This is a genomic window from Chryseobacterium lathyri (genome assembly GCF_019970085.1).
Taxonomy (GTDB): domain Bacteria; phylum Bacteroidota; class Bacteroidia; order Flavobacteriales; family Weeksellaceae; genus Chryseobacterium; species Chryseobacterium lathyri.
In genome coordinates, this window is the sequence record NZ_JAHXYG010000002.1 from 737,709 (window position 1) to 760,855 (window position 23,147).

At 38.0% G+C, this 23,147-nt stretch carries 16 protein-coding genes; 14 read left to right on the forward strand and 2 right to left on the reverse strand.

The window, feature by feature from the left end:
• The first annotated feature begins 88 nt into the window (after positions 1 to 88).
• From LC418_RS08715 to LC418_RS08745, 7 genes are all read left to right on the forward strand, one after another.
• Positions 89 to 1,156, forward strand: coding sequence for a DUF2891 domain-containing protein (locus LC418_RS08715; protein WP_223558784.1), 1,068 nt, complete (start codon positions 89 to 91; stop codon positions 1,154 to 1,156).
• Between the two features lie 38 nt (positions 1,157 to 1,194).
• On the forward strand, positions 1,195 to 2,040 hold the full coding sequence (locus LC418_RS08720; RefSeq protein ID WP_111957707.1) for a helix-turn-helix domain-containing protein: 846 nt from the start codon (positions 1,195 to 1,197) through the stop codon (positions 2,038 to 2,040).
• An 89-nt stretch (positions 2,041 to 2,129) separates the two neighbouring features.
• Complete coding sequence (locus LC418_RS08725) at positions 2,130 to 3,440, forward strand: TolC family protein (RefSeq protein ID WP_223558785.1); 1,311 nt, start codon at positions 2,130 to 2,132, stop codon at positions 3,438 to 3,440.
• Between the two features lie 23 nt (positions 3,441 to 3,463).
• Positions 3,464 to 4,576 carry an HlyD family secretion protein gene (locus tag LC418_RS08730; RefSeq protein ID WP_223558786.1) on the forward strand — a complete coding sequence of 371 codons (1,113 nt, stop codon included), beginning with the start codon at positions 3,464 to 3,466 and terminating at the stop codon, positions 4,574 to 4,576.
• A gap of 234 nt (positions 4,577 to 4,810) precedes the next feature.
• A complete protein-coding gene (locus LC418_RS08735) occupies positions 4,811 to 6,403 on the forward strand; it encodes an efflux MFS transporter permease (protein ID WP_223558787.1) in 1,593 nt (530 codons plus the stop codon).
• 124 nt (positions 6,404 to 6,527) lie between these two features.
• Positions 6,528 to 7,340 carry a siderophore-interacting protein gene (locus LC418_RS08740; RefSeq protein ID WP_223558788.1) on the forward strand — a complete coding sequence of 271 codons (813 nt, stop codon included), beginning with the start codon at positions 6,528 to 6,530 and terminating at the stop codon, positions 7,338 to 7,340.
• A 268-nt stretch (positions 7,341 to 7,608) separates the two neighbouring features.
• Positions 7,609 to 8,313 carry a class I SAM-dependent methyltransferase gene (locus tag LC418_RS08745; RefSeq protein WP_111957697.1) on the forward strand — a complete coding sequence of 235 codons (705 nt, stop codon included), beginning with the start codon at positions 7,609 to 7,611 and terminating at the stop codon, positions 8,311 to 8,313.
• Here LC418_RS08745 and LC418_RS08750 read toward each other — a convergent pair.
• Together LC418_RS08750 and metG are read right to left on the reverse strand one after the other, a co-directional pair.
• Complete coding sequence (locus tag LC418_RS08750) at positions 8,286 to 8,948, reverse strand: hypothetical protein (RefSeq protein ID WP_111957695.1); 663 nt, start codon at positions 8,946 to 8,948, stop codon at positions 8,286 to 8,288. The two genes, LC418_RS08745 and LC418_RS08750, sit on opposite strands and share 28 nt — an antisense overlap.
• Positions 8,949 to 9,008: 60 nt before the next feature.
• A complete protein-coding gene (gene metG / locus LC418_RS08755) occupies positions 9,009 to 11,048 on the reverse strand; it encodes a methionine--tRNA ligase (RefSeq protein ID WP_223558789.1) in 2,040 nt (679 codons plus the stop codon).
• A gap of 330 nt (positions 11,049 to 11,378) precedes the next feature.
• Between metG and LC418_RS08760 the strand changes: the two genes are divergently transcribed.
• The 7 genes from LC418_RS08760 (at position 11,379) to LC418_RS08790 (ending at position 23,008) form a co-directional block, all read left to right on the forward strand.
• Positions 11,379 to 14,135, forward strand: coding sequence for a SusC/RagA family TonB-linked outer membrane protein (locus tag LC418_RS08760; RefSeq protein ID WP_223558790.1), 2,757 nt, complete (start codon positions 11,379 to 11,381; stop codon positions 14,133 to 14,135).
• Positions 14,136 to 14,147: 12 nt separating this feature from the next.
• Entirely contained in the window at positions 14,148 to 15,749 is a 1,602-nt protein-coding gene (locus LC418_RS08765; protein ID WP_223558791.1) for a RagB/SusD family nutrient uptake outer membrane protein, read from the forward strand.
• A gap of 16 nt (positions 15,750 to 15,765) precedes the next feature.
• Positions 15,766 to 16,881, forward strand: a complete 1,116-nt coding sequence (locus LC418_RS08770) for a SusE domain-containing protein (RefSeq protein WP_223558792.1) — start codon at positions 15,766 to 15,768, stop codon at positions 16,879 to 16,881.
• A 75-nt stretch (positions 16,882 to 16,956) separates the two neighbouring features.
• Entirely contained in the window at positions 16,957 to 19,113 is a 2,157-nt protein-coding gene (locus tag LC418_RS08775) for a glycoside hydrolase family 97 protein (RefSeq protein WP_223558793.1), read from the forward strand.
• A 101-nt stretch (positions 19,114 to 19,214) separates the two neighbouring features.
• Positions 19,215 to 21,062 (forward strand): glycoside hydrolase family 13 protein, encoded by a 1,848-nt coding sequence (locus tag LC418_RS08780; RefSeq protein WP_223558794.1) that lies wholly within the window; start codon positions 19,215 to 19,217, stop codon positions 21,060 to 21,062.
• An 18-nt stretch (positions 21,063 to 21,080) separates the two neighbouring features.
• Positions 21,081 to 21,605 (forward strand): nuclear transport factor 2 family protein, encoded by a 525-nt coding sequence (locus LC418_RS08785; protein ID WP_223558795.1) that lies wholly within the window; start codon positions 21,081 to 21,083, stop codon positions 21,603 to 21,605.
• Positions 21,605 to 23,008 (forward strand): MFS transporter, encoded by a 1,404-nt coding sequence (locus LC418_RS08790; protein ID WP_111957679.1) that lies wholly within the window; start codon positions 21,605 to 21,607, stop codon positions 23,006 to 23,008. The genes LC418_RS08785 and LC418_RS08790 overlap by 1 nt, the downstream gene beginning before the upstream one ends.
• Positions 23,009 to 23,147: the final 139 nt, after the last annotated feature.

The following is a 23,147-nucleotide window of genomic DNA, read 5'->3' on the forward strand; positions in this document are numbered from 1 at the left end:
ATAATATTTTTATAAAATTTATTAAGATTCATTATTTTAATAGTTTTGAAAGCAATCTGAAATCTAAATTATTTTCTATTTTTAGGGAATGAAAAAAAGTCTTTTAGCATTCGCATTTTCTCCATTTTTAATGTTCGCTCAGGAAGTTCCGAAACTTACCGATGAAATGGCAGGTAAATTACTTGAAAAACCCCTTCACTGTATCAATCAGGAATATCCAAATAAGACGGCACACATCATCAATAATGCCGGTGAGGCTATTTTGACTCCCAAAGATCTTCACCCAAGTTTTTACGGCTGTTTCGACTGGCACAGTTCAGTGCACGGACACTGGATGCTTGTGAGATTGCTGAAGACGAAACCCAATCTGGCCAATGCAAAAGACATTGAAAAAATCCTTGACAATTCGTTAGCCAAAGAAAACTTGCAGGCTGAAGCCGATTATTTCACAAAATATGAATTGACCACTACATTTGAAAGAACCTATGGCTGGGCCTGGCTGCTGAAGCTTGATGAAGAACTGACCACTTGGAATCATCCAAAAGCTAAAATCTGGCATGAAAATTTAAAACCTCTCACAGATCAGATTTTAAAATCATGGAAAGCCTATCTTCCCAAACAAACTTATCCGAACAGAACTGGAGTTCACCCAAATACAGCCTTTGGTCTTGCTTTCGCAATCGATTGGGCTATAGCCAATCATGACAAGGAATTTGAGAATCAATTAAAGGAAAAAGCAAAATATTTTTACGGAAAAGACCAGAAAACACCTGCTTATCTGGAACCAGACGGATCTGACTTCTTCTCGCCAAGCCTTGAAATTGCAGACCTGATGAGAAGAGTACTGCCACAAAAAGAATTTGTCCTGTGGCTGAACAATTTTTATGAGAAGAGAAGTTTGGAGAATATTGAGAAAATCCCTGTTGTCAGTGACCTGAGCGATTATCAGACCGTGCATCTGGTTGGACTTTCTTTTTCTAAAGCATGGTGCATGAAAGGGATATCAAAGGCTCTTCCAGAGGGGCATCCATTGAAGAAAGATTTTAAGAAAACGGCAGATGTATTTTTAGCCAAAGGACTTCCTTTATTGTTTCAGGGGAATTATGGCGGAGACCACTGGTTGGCGAGCTTTGCGGTTTATTCTCTGGAAGATTAAAGGTTGTAAGCGAAAATTATATTGGCTACATTTGTATCATGTCAGCTTTAGAAAAATTTGGTGTTGAAATTTTCACTCAGCATAATATTTTCGAGAGAATTTCTGCGGATAAACCTTTCCGTCCGGAAAACCCTGCCTTTATTTTTATTAAATCAGGGACGATAAAGCTTCGTCAGCATTTCAGTGATCTGGAGCTTTCTGCCAATATGTTTATGGTAACCGACCCTCAGACGATTTATGAAATGGTTTCCGTAAGCGGCGATTTTCAGTCGAGAATGGTTTCTTACAAAAGAGATTTTATCTCTGCCCTGTCATTGAAATTCAACAGGCTGATCACCTATCGTTATTTCCGTCAGCAGATGAATAAGGGGGTTCCTTTTCCTGAAAATGAAATGGAAGTGGTCTGGAAAAGTGTCAACTTTCTTAAATATATTTTAGATTCAGATACCGAAATGCTCTACAAAAAAGAGATGGTGGAACATCTTTTCTCCGTTTTCTGTTATCAGATGGCGGGAATTATTTCCAAGGAAGATAACAATTCCATGAATCAGATGTCCAGACAGGAAGAGATTGTCTTTGTATTCCTGACAGATCTCGCAGAACATCATCTTACAGAAAGAACCGTTGAGTTTTATGCCGAAAGGCAGTCGATTACAACCAGACATCTTTCCTCAGTCGTGAAATCCATTACCGGGAAATCTGCCAGCCAGATCATTGCCTTAATTGTAATGAATGAAGCCAAAGTGCTTTTGAACTCCTCCAATAAACCTGTTTCAGAGATTTCTTCAATCCTCGGTTTCAGCGATCAATATGCATTTTCTCACTTTTTTAAAAAGCATCTCGAAGTAAGCCCACGACAGTACAGACATCAGTTTGAAAGTTGAAATCTTACATTTAAACATCTTTTTCCAAAATTCAAACATTTGATTGAATTTGTAGCCACCGTAACTTTGCCTTCGTAAAACAAGGTAAAATGACAAATAATGTAAAAACAGCACTATCATTCGTGATAGCTCTATTCCCTGCGCTGTTTTTTTCTCAACAGATCAAACAGATGACTGCAGGTGAGGCAGCCGATATGGCTGTGAAAAACCACCAGCAGTTAAAAGTGGCTGCGCAGAATATTGACATTGCAAAACAGAGTACAAATGTTGCAAAACTTCAAAAGCTCCCTAATATTACAGCTTCTACAAGCCAGTTCTATTTAGGCGATGCGGTAGCAATAGACAAAGATTTTTCGAACTCAACCGATATTCCGATGCCTCATTACGGAAGCTCATATGCTGTACAGGCTACCCAACTGATCTTTAAAGGAGGTTTGGTGAATAAGTCCATTGAGATGGCAGGTCTGCGTGAACAGCTTTCAGAACTGGATTTGGAAAAAAATAAGCTTGATGTGAAATTTCTCGTGATCTCCAATTATCTGGATATCTATAAAATATTGAACCAGGAAACCGTTTTTCAGAATAACAAAAAACTGGCTCAGGAACGTCTGAAAAATATCCAGAAGTTTTATCAGCAGGGTATGGTGACCCGTAATGAGGTTATCCGTGGAGAGTTGGCCATCAAAAATCTGGATCAGGGAATTCTTACCCTTACGAATAACAAAAAGATCCTTAATTACAATTTAAATATCGCGTTAGGTCTTCCTGCCGATACAGAAATTGTTCCTGTTGAAAGTTTAACGGATAAAGAATCCGGGATTGGTATCGATTATTATATGGATCTTGCCCACGACAGTAATCCTCAGCTGAAATCAGCAAAGAAAAATATTGATGTTGCTGATAAAAACATTGAAATAATAAAAACGGATCAAATGCCAACGCTTTCCGGATTCGGAGGTTATACTTTACAACGTCCGATTACGAATAGAAATCCTGTTTTGGATATGTATTCCGGAGGATGGCAGGCTGGTGTTTCATTGAGCTACAATATTGATAATTTATACAAGACAAAAGAAAAAGTTAAGCTTGGTGAACTGCAGAAAACACAAGCCGGTGATGCAGTGATGCTCGTTCAGCAGAATGTAGATATGGCAGTGAATGCAGCTTATGTAAAATACCAGGAATCTATTCAGCAAGCTGATATCCTGAATGATTCCAAAAGACTGGCTGAAGAAAACTACAAGATCACTGAAGCCAAATATTTAAACCAGTTAGCAGTACAGGCTGAAATGATTGATGCGCAGAACCAGAAACTTCAGTCGGAACTAGACTATGCCAATGCGGAGATCAATGTATTGTATCAATATTATAACCTGCTGAAGGCTGCAGGCACGCTTTAATTTTAAAACTGAAAATCAAGATAATGGAAAACAAGGAACAAAATACTCAAAATACCCAGGCCGCACCGGCACAGTCGGGAGCAGCCGTTAAAAAGAAACAGAACAAAAAAAATAAAATCAGAGCGATCATTTCTAATACGGTTGTATTCCTGGTTATAGGATTCGGACTTTTCTGGCTGGTCCGCGAATATTTTCACATAGGAGACAAAACGTATACGGAAGCTGCTCAGGTAGAAGAATTCATTAACCCAATCAATACAAGGGTTTCGGCTTATATTAAAGATATAAAATTTATAGAGCACCAGAAGGTTAAAAAAGGAGATACCCTGGTTATCCTGGATAAGAATGAACTATTAACCCAGTTAGGCCAGGCAGAAGCTGCGTATCAGAATGCAATTGCCCAGAGATCAGCAACAAGTTCATCCGTAAATACAGTTTCCAATAACGTAAGTGTCATGGAATCTAATATTGCCGGTGCCAAAGCAAGATTATGGAACGCCGAGCAGAATTTAAACCGGTATAAAAATCTTCTTGCCGCAGAAGCAGTGACCAGACAACAGTACGACCAGATCAAAACAGAATATGATGCTCAGAAAGCAGCATATGAAACCTTAGTCAACCAGAAACAGTCGGCTAATCTTTCCACAACTGAGGTAAAAAGCAAATTAGGAATTAATGATGCAGAGATCAAAAGAACAAAGGCAGCACTGGATATGGCAAAGATCAATCTTTCTTATACTGTCATCACCGCACCTTACGATGGAATCATGGGACGCAGAACGATCTCTGAAGGACAATTGATTCAGCCGGGTCAGCAAGTCGCTACCATCGTTCTGAATGGCCAGAAATGGGTAACAGCTAATTTTCTGGAAAGCCAGATGCCTAACATTAAGATCGGTGAAAAGATGACAATGACCGCTGATGCTTTGGGAGGAAAACAATTTGAAGGAGTAGTCACTGCTATTTCAGCAGCGACAGGTTCAAGATATTCCAGTGTTCCTACCGACAACTCTACAGGTAACTTTATCAAGGTGCAGCAAAGAATTCCAGTAAGAATAGAATTCAGCAACTCTAATAAAAAGGAAGATCTGGAAAAACTGAGCGCAGGAATGAATATGAATGTAAATATTAATTAGGATTGAAAGATTTAAGCATTTAATGATTGAAAGATTTTAGAAGGGAAGCCGGAAGTCAGAAGAGGGAAGTTGATGCAGACGAATCATAACTTCCGGTCCCTTTCTTATTTTTTAATTTTTTTAAACAGAACTTATTTGGAAAGCAGAAGTATGATGACAAAAAGAAACTTCCATCTCCCATCTTCCGGCTTCCATCCTCTAACTTCTAACCTCTAATATCTAATTTCTAAATTCATGTACAACAAAGGACTATACAACGACTGGGTACCCAAACCCGTACAGCTGCTGCTCATCGTGCTGCTATTGGCAGTAGTAATGCCGCTTGGCGGGGTGTACACTGGAAACATCAGTTATCTGGTGAGCGGTACCGGTGCGATGACAGAATATTTTATGTGGGCCAATTATGCCACCACAATAGGAATGGGCGCATGTATGCCGATCGTTCTCAGAATGAAGATGAGATTTAAGGTGAGAGATAAAATGACGGTGCTGCTCGTACTTTTAGGAGTATTGAGCTACATCAATGGAACAACGATGCAGCCAATGGTATTTGTGTTTACGGCACTGTTTATCGGGTTTTTAAAGATGATGGTGACTATTGAATTATTCCTTCCGTTAATGACAATGATCGGTAACAGAGGGATGTTTTACGGACTGTTTTACACCTTTGTTTTAGTGATGAACCAGGTGGCAGCTTATTATTCAGTGGTCGTTTCCATTCATTACAACTGGCAGCATTTCTACATCATTGCAGCGGTATTGTGTTTCATTCTTGCCCTGATCCACTGGATATTTATGCATGATAAATACTTTGCCTTAAAAGTTCCGTTACATTATATTGACTGGATGAGTATCATGCTATTCGTTTCTACGTTTATGTTTTCCGCCTATGTTTTTTCTTTCGGAAAGCAACAGGATTGGTGGAATTCAAAACATATTATAAATGCGAGTATGGCTGCTTTCGTAAGCTTTGCTTTGCTGGTGGTTCGTCAGTTTACTTTAAAAAGGCCTTATTTATCATTCACGATATTCAAAAAAAATAATGTGCAGCATGGTCTGTTTATGCTGTTGTTTCTGGGAATGTTCTTAGGAACCACTGCACTGCAGAATACCTTTGCAGTAGGAGTTCTCGGATATGATCAGCAAACGAACGCAGGGCTGAATCTACTCATGATTCCCGGAATTATCCTGGCAGGAACAATTGCTGTATTTTGGTTTAAAAAAGAAATACCATTGAAAATGTACATCTTCTCGGGGTTTTCAGCAATGATGGGGTATGCATTGATTATGTACTTTTCGATGGTTTTAGAATTCAATTATGAGAACTGGTACCTGCCGATGTTGTTAAAAGGATACGGGATGTGTTCATTGTTCATTTCAGTGTGGTTCTATACCCTGGATAAACTTGAAATGGATGATATGCTGGCCGCCATCGGATTAGTGCTTGTGTGGAGAACTTTTCTGGCTGTGGGCTTTTTCTCAGCATTGTATTCATGGTTTCAGTACCGTTTCCAGATAACGGCAGTAGGTGATCTTGCGGTATATATTGACGGAATGACGGTGAGTCCTCAGACTTTAGCCGCGAATATGAAGACGCTTCAGCTGAATGCCATTATTGTGGCCGGCAAAAAGATCTTCGGATATATTATTTTGGTAGGTTTTGGAGTGCTGCTGTACGTCATGACACATCATTTTGGAAGGGAAAGATTCCGGTATTTGAGATTCATCAGAGTTCTCGGCGGTAAATCTGTAATTGCCAGAAGAAGACTCCGTGAACGGAAACAATTATTAGAAGAAATAAAAGACGCAGCCGGGCCTGCGGTTTAAAGATACCTTGTTTTTTACGAGTAAAGCTCTGCTATAATTTTTTAGTGGGGCTTTACTTTTTTTGAATTAATTATTTTTATTTAGACAAAATAAAATTAAATTTGTATCAATAAAATTTAAAGATATGTCAAGAATTCAAACAGGGCGGATTGTTGCAGAACTGACAAGAAAAGAATATATCACAGATCATTACATCAGAGTCTATCTGTATTCTCCCGAAGCTCATTTGTTTAAAAATACCACCATTGGTGATAATAATAAGATCGCTGTTCCTCCTGTAGGTTTGGATGAAATTCATTTTCCGACGTTGGATGAAAACCGCCAATGGGTTTATCCTCCAAAAGAAGTAGCTCCTGCCATAAGAACCTATACCCACAGAGGGATTGATCTGGACAAAAATGAGCTGATCATTGATTTTGTAGACCATGGTGATGGCGGTCCCGCATCAAAATGGGCCCGGGAATCTGAAGCCGGATCCAAACTGGGTATCATGATGCGAACCGAAGCTAAAGAAATGTATCCGGATGCTGAATGGTACCTGTTTGTAGGAGATGCAACTGCCATTCCTGTTCTGAGTGCGATGCTGGAAACTTTACCGGAAACAGCGAAAGGAGTCTGCATCATCGAAGTTCACGGAAAAGAAGACGAACAGATCCTTAAAACTAAGGCTGATATTGCATTTAAATGGCTTCATAATCCCACACCGCAAATCAGTAGTAAAATGGCAGATACTGTAAAAGATATTGCTATTCCGGAAATGTCTAAATTCGGATATGTTGCGGCAGAATTTTCAAGTGTAAAGGAGATCCGTAACTACCTCAGAAAAGAAAAAAACTGGACATCACAGGAACTCAATGCTTATTCTTACTGGAAAGCCGGCGTTGCAGAGAATGAATCGGAAAAGGATAGGCATAAGGAGAAGGATTCGATGGGGTAAGATTATTAGGTCAATGGTGAATTTTGCTTTGCAAGTGAATGGTGAATGGCAGGTTTAAGAGCCGAGAGCCAAGAATCAAGAACCAAGAACCAAGACATCCCATACCAGACGATAACCCATTGTCTGAATAATTACGAACCAGTAACCAGCAACTAACAAACCAGCAACTAAAATCACTCTCAAACCCTCAAACTCTCAACCCTTTTCACCGCAGACAAACTTGCAATCCGAACCCGAAACTCTTATCTTTGCCCCTTTAAAGACAGCAATGAAAGATTTAATGGGTAAGGCAGTCTGGGATTATTTTCGCAATGAAAATCCTGAGGATCTGCAGACAGAAACATCAATATCGGAACTGGATGAGCTTCCGGTAGCGTATCTTTTCAGAGATTTTGAGGAGATGAACGATATTGAGCAGAAAGCACTTGAGCTGGCTCAGGGGAAAGTTCTGGACATTGGTGCCGGTGCCGGTTCTCATGCTTTGTATCTTCAGAACGAAAGAAATCTTGATGTGTTGGCACTGGATATTTCACCAAAATCTGTTGAAGTCTGTAAGCTTAGGGGAATTAAAAAAGCGGTATGCGAAAATATGCTTGATTTTTCCGGTGAAACCTTTGATACCATCCTGCTTTTGATGAATGGAACCGGAATTTTTGAAAGTCTGGAAAAAATTGATATTTATCTTCAGAAGCTGTACACTTTAATTAATGATAACGGACAGATCCTGATCGACAGTACGGATATTCTGTATATGTTCGACCGTGATGAAGATGGGGGAGTTTATATTCCGGCAGGTGGCTATTATGGTGAATTGGATTATGTGGTTCATTATAAAGGAGAATCTGAAGATCCTATCAAATGGCTCTACCTTGATTTTACAACTTTGAAAAATGCCGCAGAAAATAACGGCTTTAAGGTAGAAAAAATAATGCAGGATGAAGATTCCTATCTGGCAAAACTGACTAAGAAGTAGCTTGAGAATATATCCTGAAAAGTATAGATTATTACAATCATTACAACGGAAATAAGAATTGGGAAAATATAGGAAGCTGCTCTGTAGGGCAGCTTTTTCGGTGTAAATGATACCGATAATATAAGCAAAATTAACATTCCGATTCCACCTACAGAAAGCTCAGGATTTCTTGTAAGTCTAGAGGTATTTTGAGTCCCGATTTTATACAAAAAAGAAACTAAGAAATGCTGAACAGGCAGATAGAGAAATCCAAAAATAAAAGTAAAAACGGCTGGTGCGTATTTTTTTAATTTAATAAAATTTATTCCCAATAATATTGATCCCGGAATGGTTCCCAAAATAAAACTGATTATTAAAATGACATCCCTTGGAAATAATTGTATGGCACTTGGATCTTCTGTAATATGATCTTTCCACATTTCCTGCTCTTCCTGAAATTCTAATTCTTCCCGGTCCTTTTTATGCTGAATGATGTTTTGGATCTGTATCTTTTCCTCTTCACTGAAAGTTCGTCCTCTTTCTTCTAGTATTTCAAAAGCCATCTGAACAGCTTCCGGAGTAAAGCGGTTTCCTTCTTTTAAATAATTTTCTAATTCCAGATGGGAAAGTTTTTTGAGAACACTCTTTTTAACCATAGTTTAAAAAAATAAAATGGGCATAAAAAATGCCCATTTTGTATAATTGCTTGTTTGAAATTATCCTATCTCAATACCATTTTCTACATTGTTGTCGTCCGGTGTTACGAAAGACAGTTTTCCATCAGGTTTTGTTGTTAATAAGAACATTCCCTGAGATTCAATTCCTCTGATCTTTCTTGGAGCAAGATTCAGTAAGATCATCACCTGCTTTCCGATAAGCTCTTCCGGTGTGAAGCTTTCTGCAACACCTGAAACCACAGTTCTGATATCAACGCCTGTATCTACTTTAAATTTTAATAGTTTATCCGCTTTTTCCACTTTTTCAGCTTCTAAAATGGTAGCTGTTCTAAGGTCTATTTTAGCAAAATCATCAAAAGAAATCTCTTCTTTCATAGGGTTGGCGTTAGGGTTTGTTTTTTTATTGTTTTGTTTGGTCTGTTCCAGTTTTTCAATCTGAGCTTCGATGACGCTGTCTTCAATTTTTGAATAAATTAAAGGAGCTTTTTCGACAATTTTATGTCCTGCTTCAATTAAAACTTTTGAATTTTCAATAGTAGTCCAATCTAATTGGCTAACATTGAAAATTTCATAGATTTTTTCAGCTGTGAAAGGAAGGAAGGGCTCAGCTAAATTTCCTAATGCAACTGCAATTTGAGCTCCGATAAATAATGTATTTTTAGTCTTTTCTACATCATTTTCAAAAGTTTTCCACGGTTCTTCATTTTGAAGATATCCATTTCCAAACCTTGCTAAATTCATAAAAGCAGTTAAAGCATTTCTGAATTCGTAATTATCTAAATAGTTTCTTATTTCAATAGCGCTTTTACTGATTTGTTCAAGCTCAGGAGCATTTATATCTCCTTCAGGAACTTCACCATTAAAATATTTATTAATTAAAACAGCAACGCGATTTATGAAATTTCCAAAAATATTTACCAGCTCAGAATTATTTTTAGTCTGGAAATCTTTCCAGGTAAAATTATTGTCCTTTGTTTCCGGAGCAGACGAAAGAAGCACATATCTTAACACATCCTGTTGTCCCGGGAATTCTTCTACATATTCATGTGCCCATACCGCCCAGTTTCTGGACGTTGAGATCTTATCGTTCTCAAGGTTTAAGAATTCAAAGGCAGGAACATTTTTCGGCATGATATAATCACCGTGAACTTTCATCATTGCAGGGAAGATAATACAGTGGAATACAATATTATCCTTTCCGATGAAATGAACCAGGTCACTGTTTTCATTCTGCCAGTAATCTTTCCAATCTTTTCCGTTTTTCTCTGCCCATTCTTTAGTGAAAGAAATATATCCGATAGGGGCATCAAACCAAACGTAAAGCACTTTCCCTTCCGCATTTGGAAGTGGTACAGGAACTCCCCAGTTCAGATCTCTGGTCATGGCACGGGGCTTTAAACCATCATTCAACCATGATTTAACCTGTCCGTATACATTCGGTTTCCAGTCATCTTTATGGCCTTCAATGATCCATTCGTTCAGAAAATCTTCATATTCATTTAAGGGAAGATACCAGTTTTTGGTCTCCTTAAGAATTGGAACATTTCCGCTTAACATGGATTTCGGATTGATCAGTTCTGAAGGAGATAGGGTAGATCCGCATTTCTCACACTGGTCTCCGTAAGCATTTTCATTTCCGCAGTTGGGGCATGTTCCTACAATATAACGGTCTGCCAAAAATTCTCCGGCTTGTTCATCAAAATACTGCTCAGAAACTTCTTCCGTGAATTTCCCTTTTTCATAAAGGACCTTAAAGAAATCCTGGCTCGTTTCGTAATGCTTTTTAGAGGTTGTTCTGGAATACTCATCAAAAGAAATTCCCAGATCTGAAAAAGATTTTTTGATGATCTCATGGTATTTATCCACAATATCCTGAGGTGTTACTCCTTCTTTTTTTGCTCTGATGGTGATAGGAATCCCATGCTCATCTGATCCGCAGATAAATGCTACATCTTTTCCTAATCTTCTCTGAAATCTTGCGTAGACATCCGCAGGAATATACACACCTGCCAAATGTCCTATATGAACCGGTCCGTTTGCATAAGGCAAAGCTGCCGTAATCATCTTTCTGTTTGACATTTATCGTAAAGTTTTAACTGCAAAGATAAGAATTATCTCCTAGAACCGCCTAATATTCGGTTATAATAAGTTTTTTGCCCGTGTGCCAGACTGAAATATTACATTTAGTTAAACAAATGTTTAACTTTTTGTTAATTATATCAATATATTATGCATCGCATATATTAACGTAATGTTATGGAAAACAGATATTTGGTTTTTTGACAGACAAGCAATTTACATAAATTTATCTAAATTTTCAATAATATTATAATAATTCTAAATTTTTTATAAATTGCAAGGCTGGTTGTACAGCATTATTAAAGAAACGAAACTAAAAAAAACGATATTGTGAAAAATTTTACAACGGTATTAAAAATTGCGCCTGCCTTTTTATTGGCTAGCTCAATGATACATGCACAGACACAAGACTCTATAACCAAGGAGAAAAAAATCGAAGAGGTTGTATTGATCGGATATGGAAAACAAAAGAAATCTGACCTTACAGGATCTATTACTTCAGTTACTGCCAAAGACTTCAACGGAGGAGCAACTTCTGCAGGTCAGCTGATCCAGGGTAAAACACCTGGAGTACAGATTACGAATAATAGCGGTGCTCCGGGGTCGGGTACAAAAATTAGAATCAGGGGAACATCTTCTTTAAGTGGAGAAAACTCTCCATTAATTGTTATTGATGGAGTTCCTCAGGATTTTGTGGGAATGAATGGTGTTTCTGATCCTTTATCTCTCATCAACCCCAATGATATTGAAACATTTGATATCCTGAAAGATGCTTCTGCTACTGCTATTTATGGTAATAGAGCTTCTAATGGTGTTATTTTGATTACAACTAAGAAAGGAAGCTCCGGGAAATTTAAAGTGAATTTCTCAACAGTAGCTTCGGTTTCTACGAAAATGGGAAATGTAGATGTGTTAAATGCACAGGAGTTTAGAGATTTTGTCAATACCTACGCACCGGCAAACTACAAGACCAAACTTGGAAATGCAGATACGAATTGGCAGGACAAGATTTACCAGGCAGCTTGGGGAACAGACAATAATGTAGCCCTGTCAGGAGGTATTAAAGGCTTGCCTTACCGTTTATCATTAGGTTATAACGAACAAAACGGTATTGTAAGATCAAATTCTTTCCGTAGAACCTCAGTAGGCTTGAACTTAAATCCTAAGTTCTTAGATAATCATTTATCAGTAAATGTCAATGCCAAAGGAACTTTCACAGATAACAGATTTGTAGATGGCGGAGTAATCAAAGCAGCTACTTATTTTGACCCTACACAGCCTGTATATTCCGGAAATTCCAATTATGGAGGATATTATGAATGGTTGGATTCAGGATCAGCAACAGGATATAATGTGAATGCCAATACCAACCCTCTTGGGTTAATTGATGGCGTACGAGATGTATCATCTGTGACCAGAGGATTGGGAAATATTCAGTTAGATTACAAACTTCACTTTCTTCCTGACCTGCATTTTAATGTGAATGCCGGTTATGATTATACAAAAAGTGAAGGACACAAATTTAAAGATGCAAACTACAGACCTGGTTACGGTGACAAAGGAAGTTCTAATTTCTACTCGATGGAAAAAAAGAACAAACTTTTGGAAACCTATTTTAATTATGTTAAAAATATAGCTCCAATTAATACAGGAGTAGATATTACAGCCGGATATGCTTACCAGGATTTCCGCACAATTGTTCCGGGAGCTATTACTTATAAAGGAAATGGTACTACTTTACCACCGGATCTAGATTTTGAAACACAGAATACACTAATATCTTTTTATGGAAGAGCTATTTTCACAGTAGCTAATAAGTATATTATTTCTGGATCTGTTCGTAAAGATGGTTCCTCAAGATTCTTTAACGGGACAAGAGATAATGTATGGGGTGTCTTTCCTGGAGTTTCTTTGGCTTGGAAGCTTAATGAAGAAAACTTCATCAAAAATATTTCAGCAATTAGTACTTTAAAATTGAGAGCGGGATGGGGAAAAACCGGACAGCAGGAACTACCGGCTCTAAACGGAAATAAACCTAATAATTACCCTGCATTTGCTGCATATAATCCAAGTTATCCAGGTGCTAGTTATCAATTTGGGAACGAATATTATTTTATGTTCAGACCTGCCAATTATAATCCAAATCTTACATGGGAGACTACCACTACAAAAAATATAGGATTGGATTTTGGTTTTACTCAAAATAGAATTACCGGATCTATCGACCTTTTCAGAAAAGACACTAAGGATCTATTGGTATATGCTGATGAAGCAGCAGGAGGCTTAAGTAATGCCAGCTGGCAAAATGTGGGAGATATGAAGAATGAAGGTATTGAAGGAAGCATTACAGTAGTTCCTGTTAAAAATGAAAAGACTACTTGGGAATTAAGCTTTAATGCAACACATTACAATCCAATTGTAACTAAATTGAAAGACAGAGCAGATGAATCATTCAATATGGAAGTCGGTGGTATTGAGGGAGGTGCCGGAAACAGAATTCAGGCACATGCTGTAGGATATGCTCCAAATTCATTCTGGGTATATCAGCAGGTATATGATACTAATGGAAAACCTGTAGACGGAGCATATGTAGATAGAAACGCAGATGGCATGATCAATACAAAAGATATGTACTATTACAAGTCTACTACTCCGGATGCTATTTTAGGTTTTTCAACTAAAGTATCTCATAAGAACTGGGATTTTGCGCTTAGTGCAAGAGCCGTATTAGGAAACTATGTTTATAACAACATGGCATCCAACAGTTCATTGCAGTCTGCGTCTACAAACGAATACCTTCAAAATGTATTCTCCACTGCTCCAGAATATAAATTCTCTGTACCTCAGTACAAATCGGATATTTATGTAGAGAATGCATCATTCTTAAGATTAGATAATATCAATATTGGCTATAATTTAGGTGAAGTTTTCTCTAAAGGAAGTAATCTGAAAGTATACGGTATGGCACAAAACGTTTTTGTAATTACTAAATATACAGGGGTGGACCCTGAAGTTTTTGGGAACATAGACAACGGATATTATCAGATGCCTAGAGTATATTCATTGGGCTTTAATTTTCAATTTTAAATAATAATTACGATGAAACTAAATAAAATCAAACTTAAAAATATAGTATTGCCTCTTTCTGCTGCATTTCTACTGACTACAGCGTCATGTGTAAAAGATTTGGAAAGAGAGCCAATAACAGATGTTACCTCTGCAAGTATCTATAAAGATTTTTCCAACTATAAAAATATTTTAGCAAAACTCTATGGAGGTCTTGCTATGGGAGGACAGGTAAGTGGAGATGGTGACCAGCCTGATAGTGATATTAATGGAATTAACGGAGGTTTTTCACAGTATACAAGATTACTGTATACCCTTAATGTAATAACTACTGATGAAGCAGTAATAGGTTGGAATGATGGAAATCTTCATACCCTTCATAAAATGACATGGGATGCTTCTAATGAATTTATTGCTGCAATGTATTACAGAGTATATACGGAAATTGCTTTTTGTAATGAATTTCTGAGAAATGTTACAGACGAAAAATTAGCAGCAAATAATATTACCGGAGACAACCTTGCTCAGGCAAAATTAATGAGAGCCGAAGCCCGTTTCCTAAGAGCACAATCCTATTACCATGCAATTGATATGTTCGGGAATGTACCTTTTGTAGATGAAACATATCTTCCTGGATCTGTAAATCCTCCACAGAGAATAGACAGAAAATCATTATTTAACTTCATAGAATCTGAATTGGTTGCAGTAGCAGGTGAATTAAAAGAGCCTAAAACCAATGAATATGGCAGAGCAGACAAAGCTGCAGCTTGGGCGTTATTGGCAAAATTATATTTAAATGCTGAAGTATATACAGGAACACAGAGAAATACAGACTGTATTACTTATTGTAATAAAGTAATTGCAGCAGGTTATTCTTTAAAGCCAAAGTATGATGAGCTGTTCCTTGCAGATAATAATATCAGTAATCCAGAACAGATACTAAGTGTAAATTTTGATGGGATTAATACACAAACCAACGGAGGAACTACTTACTTAGTCCATGCAGCAGTAGGTGGGGGTATGAAAGCTTCTGATTTTGGAATCAATGGTGGTTGGAGCGGAATCAGAACGACAAAGGCATTTGTAAACCTATTCCCAACTAATGGAACTGATAAAAGAGGCAGGTTTTTTACAGCAGGACAGAATTTGGAAATTAACGATCTGGGTTCTTTTACAGATGGATATGCATTTATCAAGTATAAGAACGTTAAAAGCAATGGATCTGTAGGGGCACATGATAACTGGGTGGAGGCTGATATTCCTCTATATCGTTTAGCAGACATCTACCTTATGTATGCAGAAGCTGTTCTTAGAGGAGGAAGTGGAGGTAGTCAGGCAACTGCAGTCACTTACGTTAACCAATTAAGAGAACGTGCTTATGGTAATACAAGTGGAAACGTAACTTCAATAAACCTGAATTTTATTTTAGATGAAAGAGCAAGAGAATTATCTTGGGAAACATCTAGAAGATCAGATCTTGTCCGTTTCAACAAATTTACTACAGGAGATTATCTATGGCCATGGAAAGGGAATGTTAAAGATGGAAAAGCTGTTGAAAGCTATAGAAATCTTTTCCCCATCCCAAATAAAGATATTATAGCCAATCCTAACCTGATTCAGAATCCTGGATATTAATTAAAAACACTATAAAATGAAACAAATATTTAGATTATTAACCATAGCCCTCATTGGTTTTTTGGTTATTTCCTGCGAAAAGGATGAAGATCAGGCTGTGATCAACGAAACAACTATTGCTAAACTTTCTTCTGATAAAAGTACAATAGTTCTTAATGAACTCGTTGCCAATGATGCTGTGATTAATTTCACATGGACGAAACCAACATTTAATATCGCTGTAGTTTCCAGCCAGCAGATAGAATTCGGGATCAAAGGAAACAATTTTAAAAAAAGTGCTACTGTTGATTTTTCCAATGATTTAATGACAGGTTCAGTTACCCATGCTGCAATGAATGCTGCTATGTTCAATATCGGAGCGACACCAGATGTTGTAAATGATATTGAAGCAAGACTAAAAACATCTGTAGGATCAGCAGCTTTTTATTCCAATGTAATAGCCCTTAAAGTAACACCTTATACTCCAAACCCGGATTTGGTATATCCGAAGATTAATGTACCTGGCGGATATGCCGGAGCAGCAGGTTATGCAAATTGGAATCCTGCCAATTCACCAAACCTGTTCTCTCCTGAAAAAGATAATAAATACAGAGGATTCATCTGGATTAGTAATCTTACAGGTGAAAACGGACAGTACAAATTTGCGATCAATCAAGATTGGCCGGGAAATAAAGGAGATGACGGAACGAATACCGGAAAATTAGTTGGAGACGGAGCAAACATAAAAGCCCCTGTAATAGGAACATACTATGTTAAAGTTGATTGGGCTGCAAATACCTATTCATCGGTGTTGGCAAACTTTGGTATAATCGGAGATGCTACGCCTACAGGATGGAACTCAGATACAGATTTTGTTTATAATCCGGCTACAAAGACTTACGTAATCAATTCAATTATGTTGAGTAGTACAGGATCATTTAAATTTAGAGGAAATGACGACTGGGCACTAAAATTCCAGCCTAAGAAAGATGACCAGACTCTGGTTTCAGGAAAGGCCGTACAAACTTATTTCAATGCTGAAAATACAGTAGACGGTGATCCTAATTATAAAGTATCCGAAGCAGGAAACTATAAAATAGAACTGGATTTACATAATTCGGCCTATTACAAGTTAACTGTTACAAAATTGTAAAACGTCCAAAATAATTTGATAAAGTGTTGCTTTACCGCAGCACTTTATCTATTTTTAAGTTTATAAATAATCATTATGAAGAAAATTACAGTTGGAGCGATATTGCTCTCAATGATGTTCGCAGGTGTTAATGCACAGTCTTTGAAATCACCGGATGGAAAATTTGAAATGAACTTTCAGCTGAAACAGGGAGTACCCTATTATAATCTGAAATACAATGGTGCTGTGGTGGTAGAAGATTCTAAATTAGGATTAAGATTATTTAAAGACTCAGCTATTAAATTCGCTTCTGAAATAGCTAAAGCGGAAGACGCAAAATTTGACCTGAACAACGGGTTCACGAAAACACAAGAAAAACGTGACTCTAAAAACGAAACCTGGCAGCCGGTTTTGGGCGAAAAGAAAAACTATATTAATCATTACAACGAACTTGCCGTTACCTTGGATCAGGCTTCTACAAGCAGAAGTATTGTTGTAAAGTTCAGATTGTTTAATGATGGATTGGGATTCAGATATGAATTTCCACAGCAGAAAAACCTGAATTATTTCGTGATCAGAGAAGAAGATTCAGAAATCGACTTTCCTACAGACATGAAAGCCTGGTGGATCGTGGCAGACTACGATTCCCAGGAATACCAGTATCAGGAAACAAAAATCTCCGAAATTCCTTCCCAATGGGATAAAGCATTCGATGCCAATGCTTCACAGTCATTAGTGAAAAATGCGGTACAGTCTCCGCTAATGCTTAAAAAAGAAGGAAAAGAGCCCCTATACGTAAATGTTGCAGAAGCAGCGGTTTTAGATTATCCGGCCTCCCATCTTGAGGTAGATGCCCAGAATTTTAAGTTCAAAACACATCTTACTGCTGACAGACAGGGAGCAAAAGGATATATTCAAACCCCTTCGGTAACGCCATGGAGAACCATTATTGTTTCCCCGAAAGCAGAAGAGGTGATGGAATCCAAAATGATCTTCAATCTTAACGAACCTACAAAATATACCGATACTTCCTACATTCACCCTACAAAATACATGGGCGTATGGTGGGAAATGATTATCGGAAAATCCCAGTGGGCTTATTCTACAGCTGAAAACGTACATCTGGACAAAACAGATTTCTCAAAACTGGCACCGAATGGAAAACATGCGGCCAACAATACCAAAGTTAAAGAATACATCGACTTTGCCGCTGAAAACGGCTTCCAGGGATTACTGATTGAAGGCTGGAACATTGGTTGGGAAGACTGGTTCGGGCATTCCAAGGAATTTGTTTTCGATTTCATTACACCGTATCCGGATTTTGACATCAAAATGCTGAATGAATATGCCCATTCGAAAGGCATTAAGCTTATCATGCACCATGAAACTTCAGGTTCTGCAACCAATTATGAAAGATGGTCGGATAAAGCTTTCCAGCTGATGAACAAATACGGTTATGATGCCGTAAAAACAGGCTATGTGGGAGATATCATCCCAAGAGGAGAACACCATTACTCACAATGGACAATCAACCATTTTTACAGAATTGCTGAAAAAGCAAACGATTATAAAATCATGGTCAATTCCCATGAATCTGTACGCCCTACAGGTGAAAGCCGTACCTATCCGAACTATATTTCTGCAGAAGCAGCCAGAGGAACTGAATACGAAGCATTCGGAGGAAATAAACCTGACCACCAGACCGTTCTTCCGTTTACAAGATGGATGGGAGGATCTATGGATTACACACCGGGTATTTTCCAGACTAAATTAGACTATTATTTTCCTGGAGATAAGCGTTTTGTGAAAACTACACTTGCCAAACAGCTTGCCCTGTACGTAACGATGTATATGCCTCTTCAGATGGCAGCGGACCTTCCTGAAAACTATAAAAAGCATATGGATGCATTCCAGTTTATCAAGGATGTTGCTGCAGACTGGGATGATACTAAGATTTTATCGGCAGAGCCGGGAGATTATGTCATCACTGCCAGAAAGGCAAAAGGTACTGACAATTGGTTTGTAGGAGGTATTACTGATGAAAATAAGCGTGAATACACCGTAGATTTCTCTTTCCTGGATAAAGGGAAAAAATATGAGGTAACCGTTTACGAAGATGGAAAAGATGCCGATTATATTGATAATCCTCAAAGTTATAACATCTACAAAAAACAGATCACCAGCAAATCTAAATTGAATTTCAAAATGGCGAGAAGCGGCGGTTTTGCTGTCTCTGTAAAGCCTGTCAATTAAGATTTAATTCATAAGTTTGTTATGCCCCGGTTCATTATATTCGGAAAAATGGGCCGGGGCATTACTTTTTAACAAAACTATTGATCAAAATACAATCATAAATGAAAAAAATATATACAATTTTTGCCCTTTCAGCAGCATCTGTGGCTTTTTCACAGATTCAGAAAGTAGAACCTGCTTTTTGGTGGAAAGGAATGAAAAATCCTGAACTTCAGATCCTGGTATACGGAAAAGATATTGCCCAAAATGAAATTGAACTTTCCGACGGTATTCAGATAAAAGACATAAAAAAAGTTGAAAATCCCAATTATGTTTTTGTAACAGTCAATACCAATGAGATCAATGTTCCGAAGTTTAAAATCAATCTCAAGAAAGGAAAGAAAAATATCAGCTCCTATACGTATGAGCTGAAACAAAGAGCGCCTGGATCCGCAGACCGCGAATCTTTTACTTCAAAAGATGTCATGTATCTTATCATGCCGGACCGTTTTGCTAACGGTGATGAAAAAAATGACTCCAGACCTGACCTTATTGAAAAGGCAAATCGGAGTTTACCGAACGGAAGACATGGCGGAGATCTTCGTGGAATTATCAACAACCTTGATTATATCCAAAACCTTGGAGCCACGTCCGTTTGGCTTACACCCGTTAACGAAGACAATGAAAAAGTATATTCCTATCACGGATATGCACAAACTGATCTTTATAAAATAGATGGCCGCTACGGGACTAATGAAGAATACCGCGAACTTTCCCAGAAGCTGAATAAACGGAATATGAAGCTGGTCATGGATTATGTAACCAACCATTGGGGAGTTTCTCACTGGATCATCAAAGACCTGCCTTCAAAAGACTGGATTCATTGGTTTGATGAGGGAAAAAATGGTTTTTACCGGTCCAATTACAAAACAACGACCCAGTTTGACACCAATGCCTCAGAAATTGATAAAAAATATGCACTGGATGGCTGGTTTGATACCACCATGCCGGATGTTAATCAAAAAAATCCATTGGTTTTAAAATACCTTACCCAAAATGCAATCTGGTGGATTGAATATGCCGAATTGGGTGGGCTGCGTGTAGATACCTATCCGTACAATGATAAAGAAGGCATGGCCAAATGGGCAAAAGCCATTACCGACGAATATCCAAAATTCAATATCGTAGGGGAAACATGGCTTAATACCGCAGGACAGATTTCTGCCTGGCAGAAAAACTCCAAAACCGGGGAAGCTGCGGGATACAATTCTAACCTGCCTTCCGTTATGGACTTTATGCTGTACGGTGATATGCCGAAAGCTATTAAAGAAAAAGAAAGCTGGGACACAGGAATGGTAAAGCTTTATAACGTTTTTACCAGCGACTTCCTGTATCCTGATATTAATAATCTTCTGGTCTTCTTTGAAAATCACGATACCGAAAGGTGGAATGAGATTTTTAATGCCGATCCTAAAGCCTACAAAATAGCATTGACCCTGATTTCTACGGTCAGAGGGATTCCACAGATCTATTACGGCTCAGAAGTAGGCATGAGAGGAGATAAAACTAAGGGAGGCGATGCAGATATCCGCAGGGATTTTCCTGGTGGGTGGAAATCGGATGCGCAGAATGCTTTCAATCCTTCATCACAGACTCCCGATCAGAAAGAATTTTATCAGTTTAGCCAAAAATTATTAAACTGGAGAAAAGGAAAAGAAGTGATTCATACGGGGAAAACTAAAAATTACGTTCCTCAGGATGGTGTATTTGTCTATTTCAGATATGATACCAAGGACAATGTAATGGTAATCATCAACAATAATGAAAAAGATCAGACATTAGATTTAAAACGTTTTGCAGAATCATTAAACGGTGTGACAAAAGGTAAAGACGTTATTTCAGGAAAGGAATTTTCTATGGAAAAAAGTCTCACTGTACCTGCAAAAACTCCAATGATTATCGAACTCTAAGATTAAATCAATGATACTATGAAAAAAATAAAAATTGTTTACACTTTAGCGCTTTTTATACTTGGTTTTATGGGAATATATGCCCAGTCCAACGGGACCAAATTTGAAAAAGACAAAACAGAAATAGGAACTATGCTGGACGGCTTTAATACTGCTGCCGCAAAAGCTGATTTCAATGCCTATTTTAACTACTTTGCAGACGAGTCCACGTTTATCGGAACTGATGCTACAGAAGTTTGGGATAAAAAAGCTTTTATGGTTTGGGCCAAACCTTATTTTGACAAAAAGAAAACCTGGAACTTCACTTCCCTTAAAAGAAACATCTATTTCAGCAAAGATGGTAAACTGGCCTGGTTTGATGAGCTTCTGGATACCCAAATGAAAATCTGCAGAGGCTCAGGCGTTGTAGAAAAAATAAACGGAAGCTGGAAAGTAAAACAGTATGTACTTTCTGTAACTGTTCCGAATGATGTAGTTGATAAAGTGGTTGCAGAGAAGGCAGCCATTGAGAATACCTTAATCCAAGAATTAAAAAAACACTAATGAACCCTTCGCACAGTACTTTTACGAAAAAAATAAAACCGAATCTTTCCATGGCTCAGATCATCAATATGAGTATGGGATTTCTGGGAATCCAGATGGCTTTTGGTTTACAAAATGGTAATGCAAGCAGAATTCTCGCCAATTTCGGGGCGGATGTCCATGAACTATCCTGGTTCTGGCTCGTTGCACCAATCACAGGATTGATTGTTCAGCCGATTATCGGGCATATGGGAGACAATACCTGGAGTCCGCTCGGAAGAAGAAAGCCTTATTTTTTAATTGGGGCGGTTTTATGCGCAATAGGTTTGGTCATGCTTCCTAATGCTGCTTCCGCCACACAAATGTTGGCTGCCAATGTCTTGTTGATGGCAGTTATTTTCCTGGCTATGATGGACGCATCAATCAATGTGGCAATGGAACCTTTCCGTGCTTTAGTGGGAGATATGCTTCCGAAACACCAGGCAACCATTGGGTTTTCTGTTCAGACCATTTTAATAGGAATTGGGGCTGTTATAGGTTCTGATTTGCCGAACTGGCTGACAAAATTAGGAGTGTCAAATGTTGCTCCCAAAGGTTTTGTAGCAGACAATGTGATTTACTCTTTTTACATCGGGGCAGCAGTTTTAATTCTATCAATTTTATATACCATTATTACGACCAAAGAATATTCTCCGGAAGAGTTCGCATCATTTGAAGGTGGGAAACCCATTGTGAAAAATGAATCCAAATTCTCAGATATTTTTAAAGATTTCAGGAATGCACCCTCTCAAATGAAAAAACTGGGAATTGTTCAGTTCTTCTCATGGTTTGCATTATTTACCATGTGGGTTTTCACAACCAGTGCTCTGGCAACCCACCATTTCGGACTTTCTCCTGATGATACCCACTCAGTGGAATTTAATAAAGCCGGAGATCTGACGGGAAGTTTATTTGGAAGCTACAATTTCTATGCGATTTTCTTTGCATTTGCCCTGACTCCGATTGCTAAGTTTATTGGTAAAAAGCAAACCCACGCTTTAGCTTTGGCTTGTGGTGGATTAGGTCTTATTTCTATGTATTTTATCAAAGATATCCATAGCCTTTGGATTTCAATGATAGGATTAGGATTTGCCTGGGCAAGTATTCTTGCAATGCCTTATGCCATGCTGATTGATTCGATTCCGCAAAAGAAAATGGGGGTTTATATGGGAATTTTCAATTTCTTCATTGTAATCCCGCAAATCATCAATGGTATTTTCGGAGGACCCATTGTAAGCAGTGTCTTTGGAAAGCAAGCCATAGATTATATTGTAGTCGGAGGTATCTGCATGCTAATCGGAGCTGTCCTTACAATGATTTTTGTAAAATCAGAAGATGAAACCCCTAAGGAAATAGAAGAGGAAATCCAGCAGGTACATTTTTAAAGGAAGAAGTTAGAAATTATAGGTTAGAAGCTAGAGGAAGAAGTCGGATGATGGAAGCACAGAAACCTCGAATGTCAGTCAATCATAATACAATTCAATAGAAGCGGGCTTTAGCCCGCTTTTTCAATTAATGCCATCA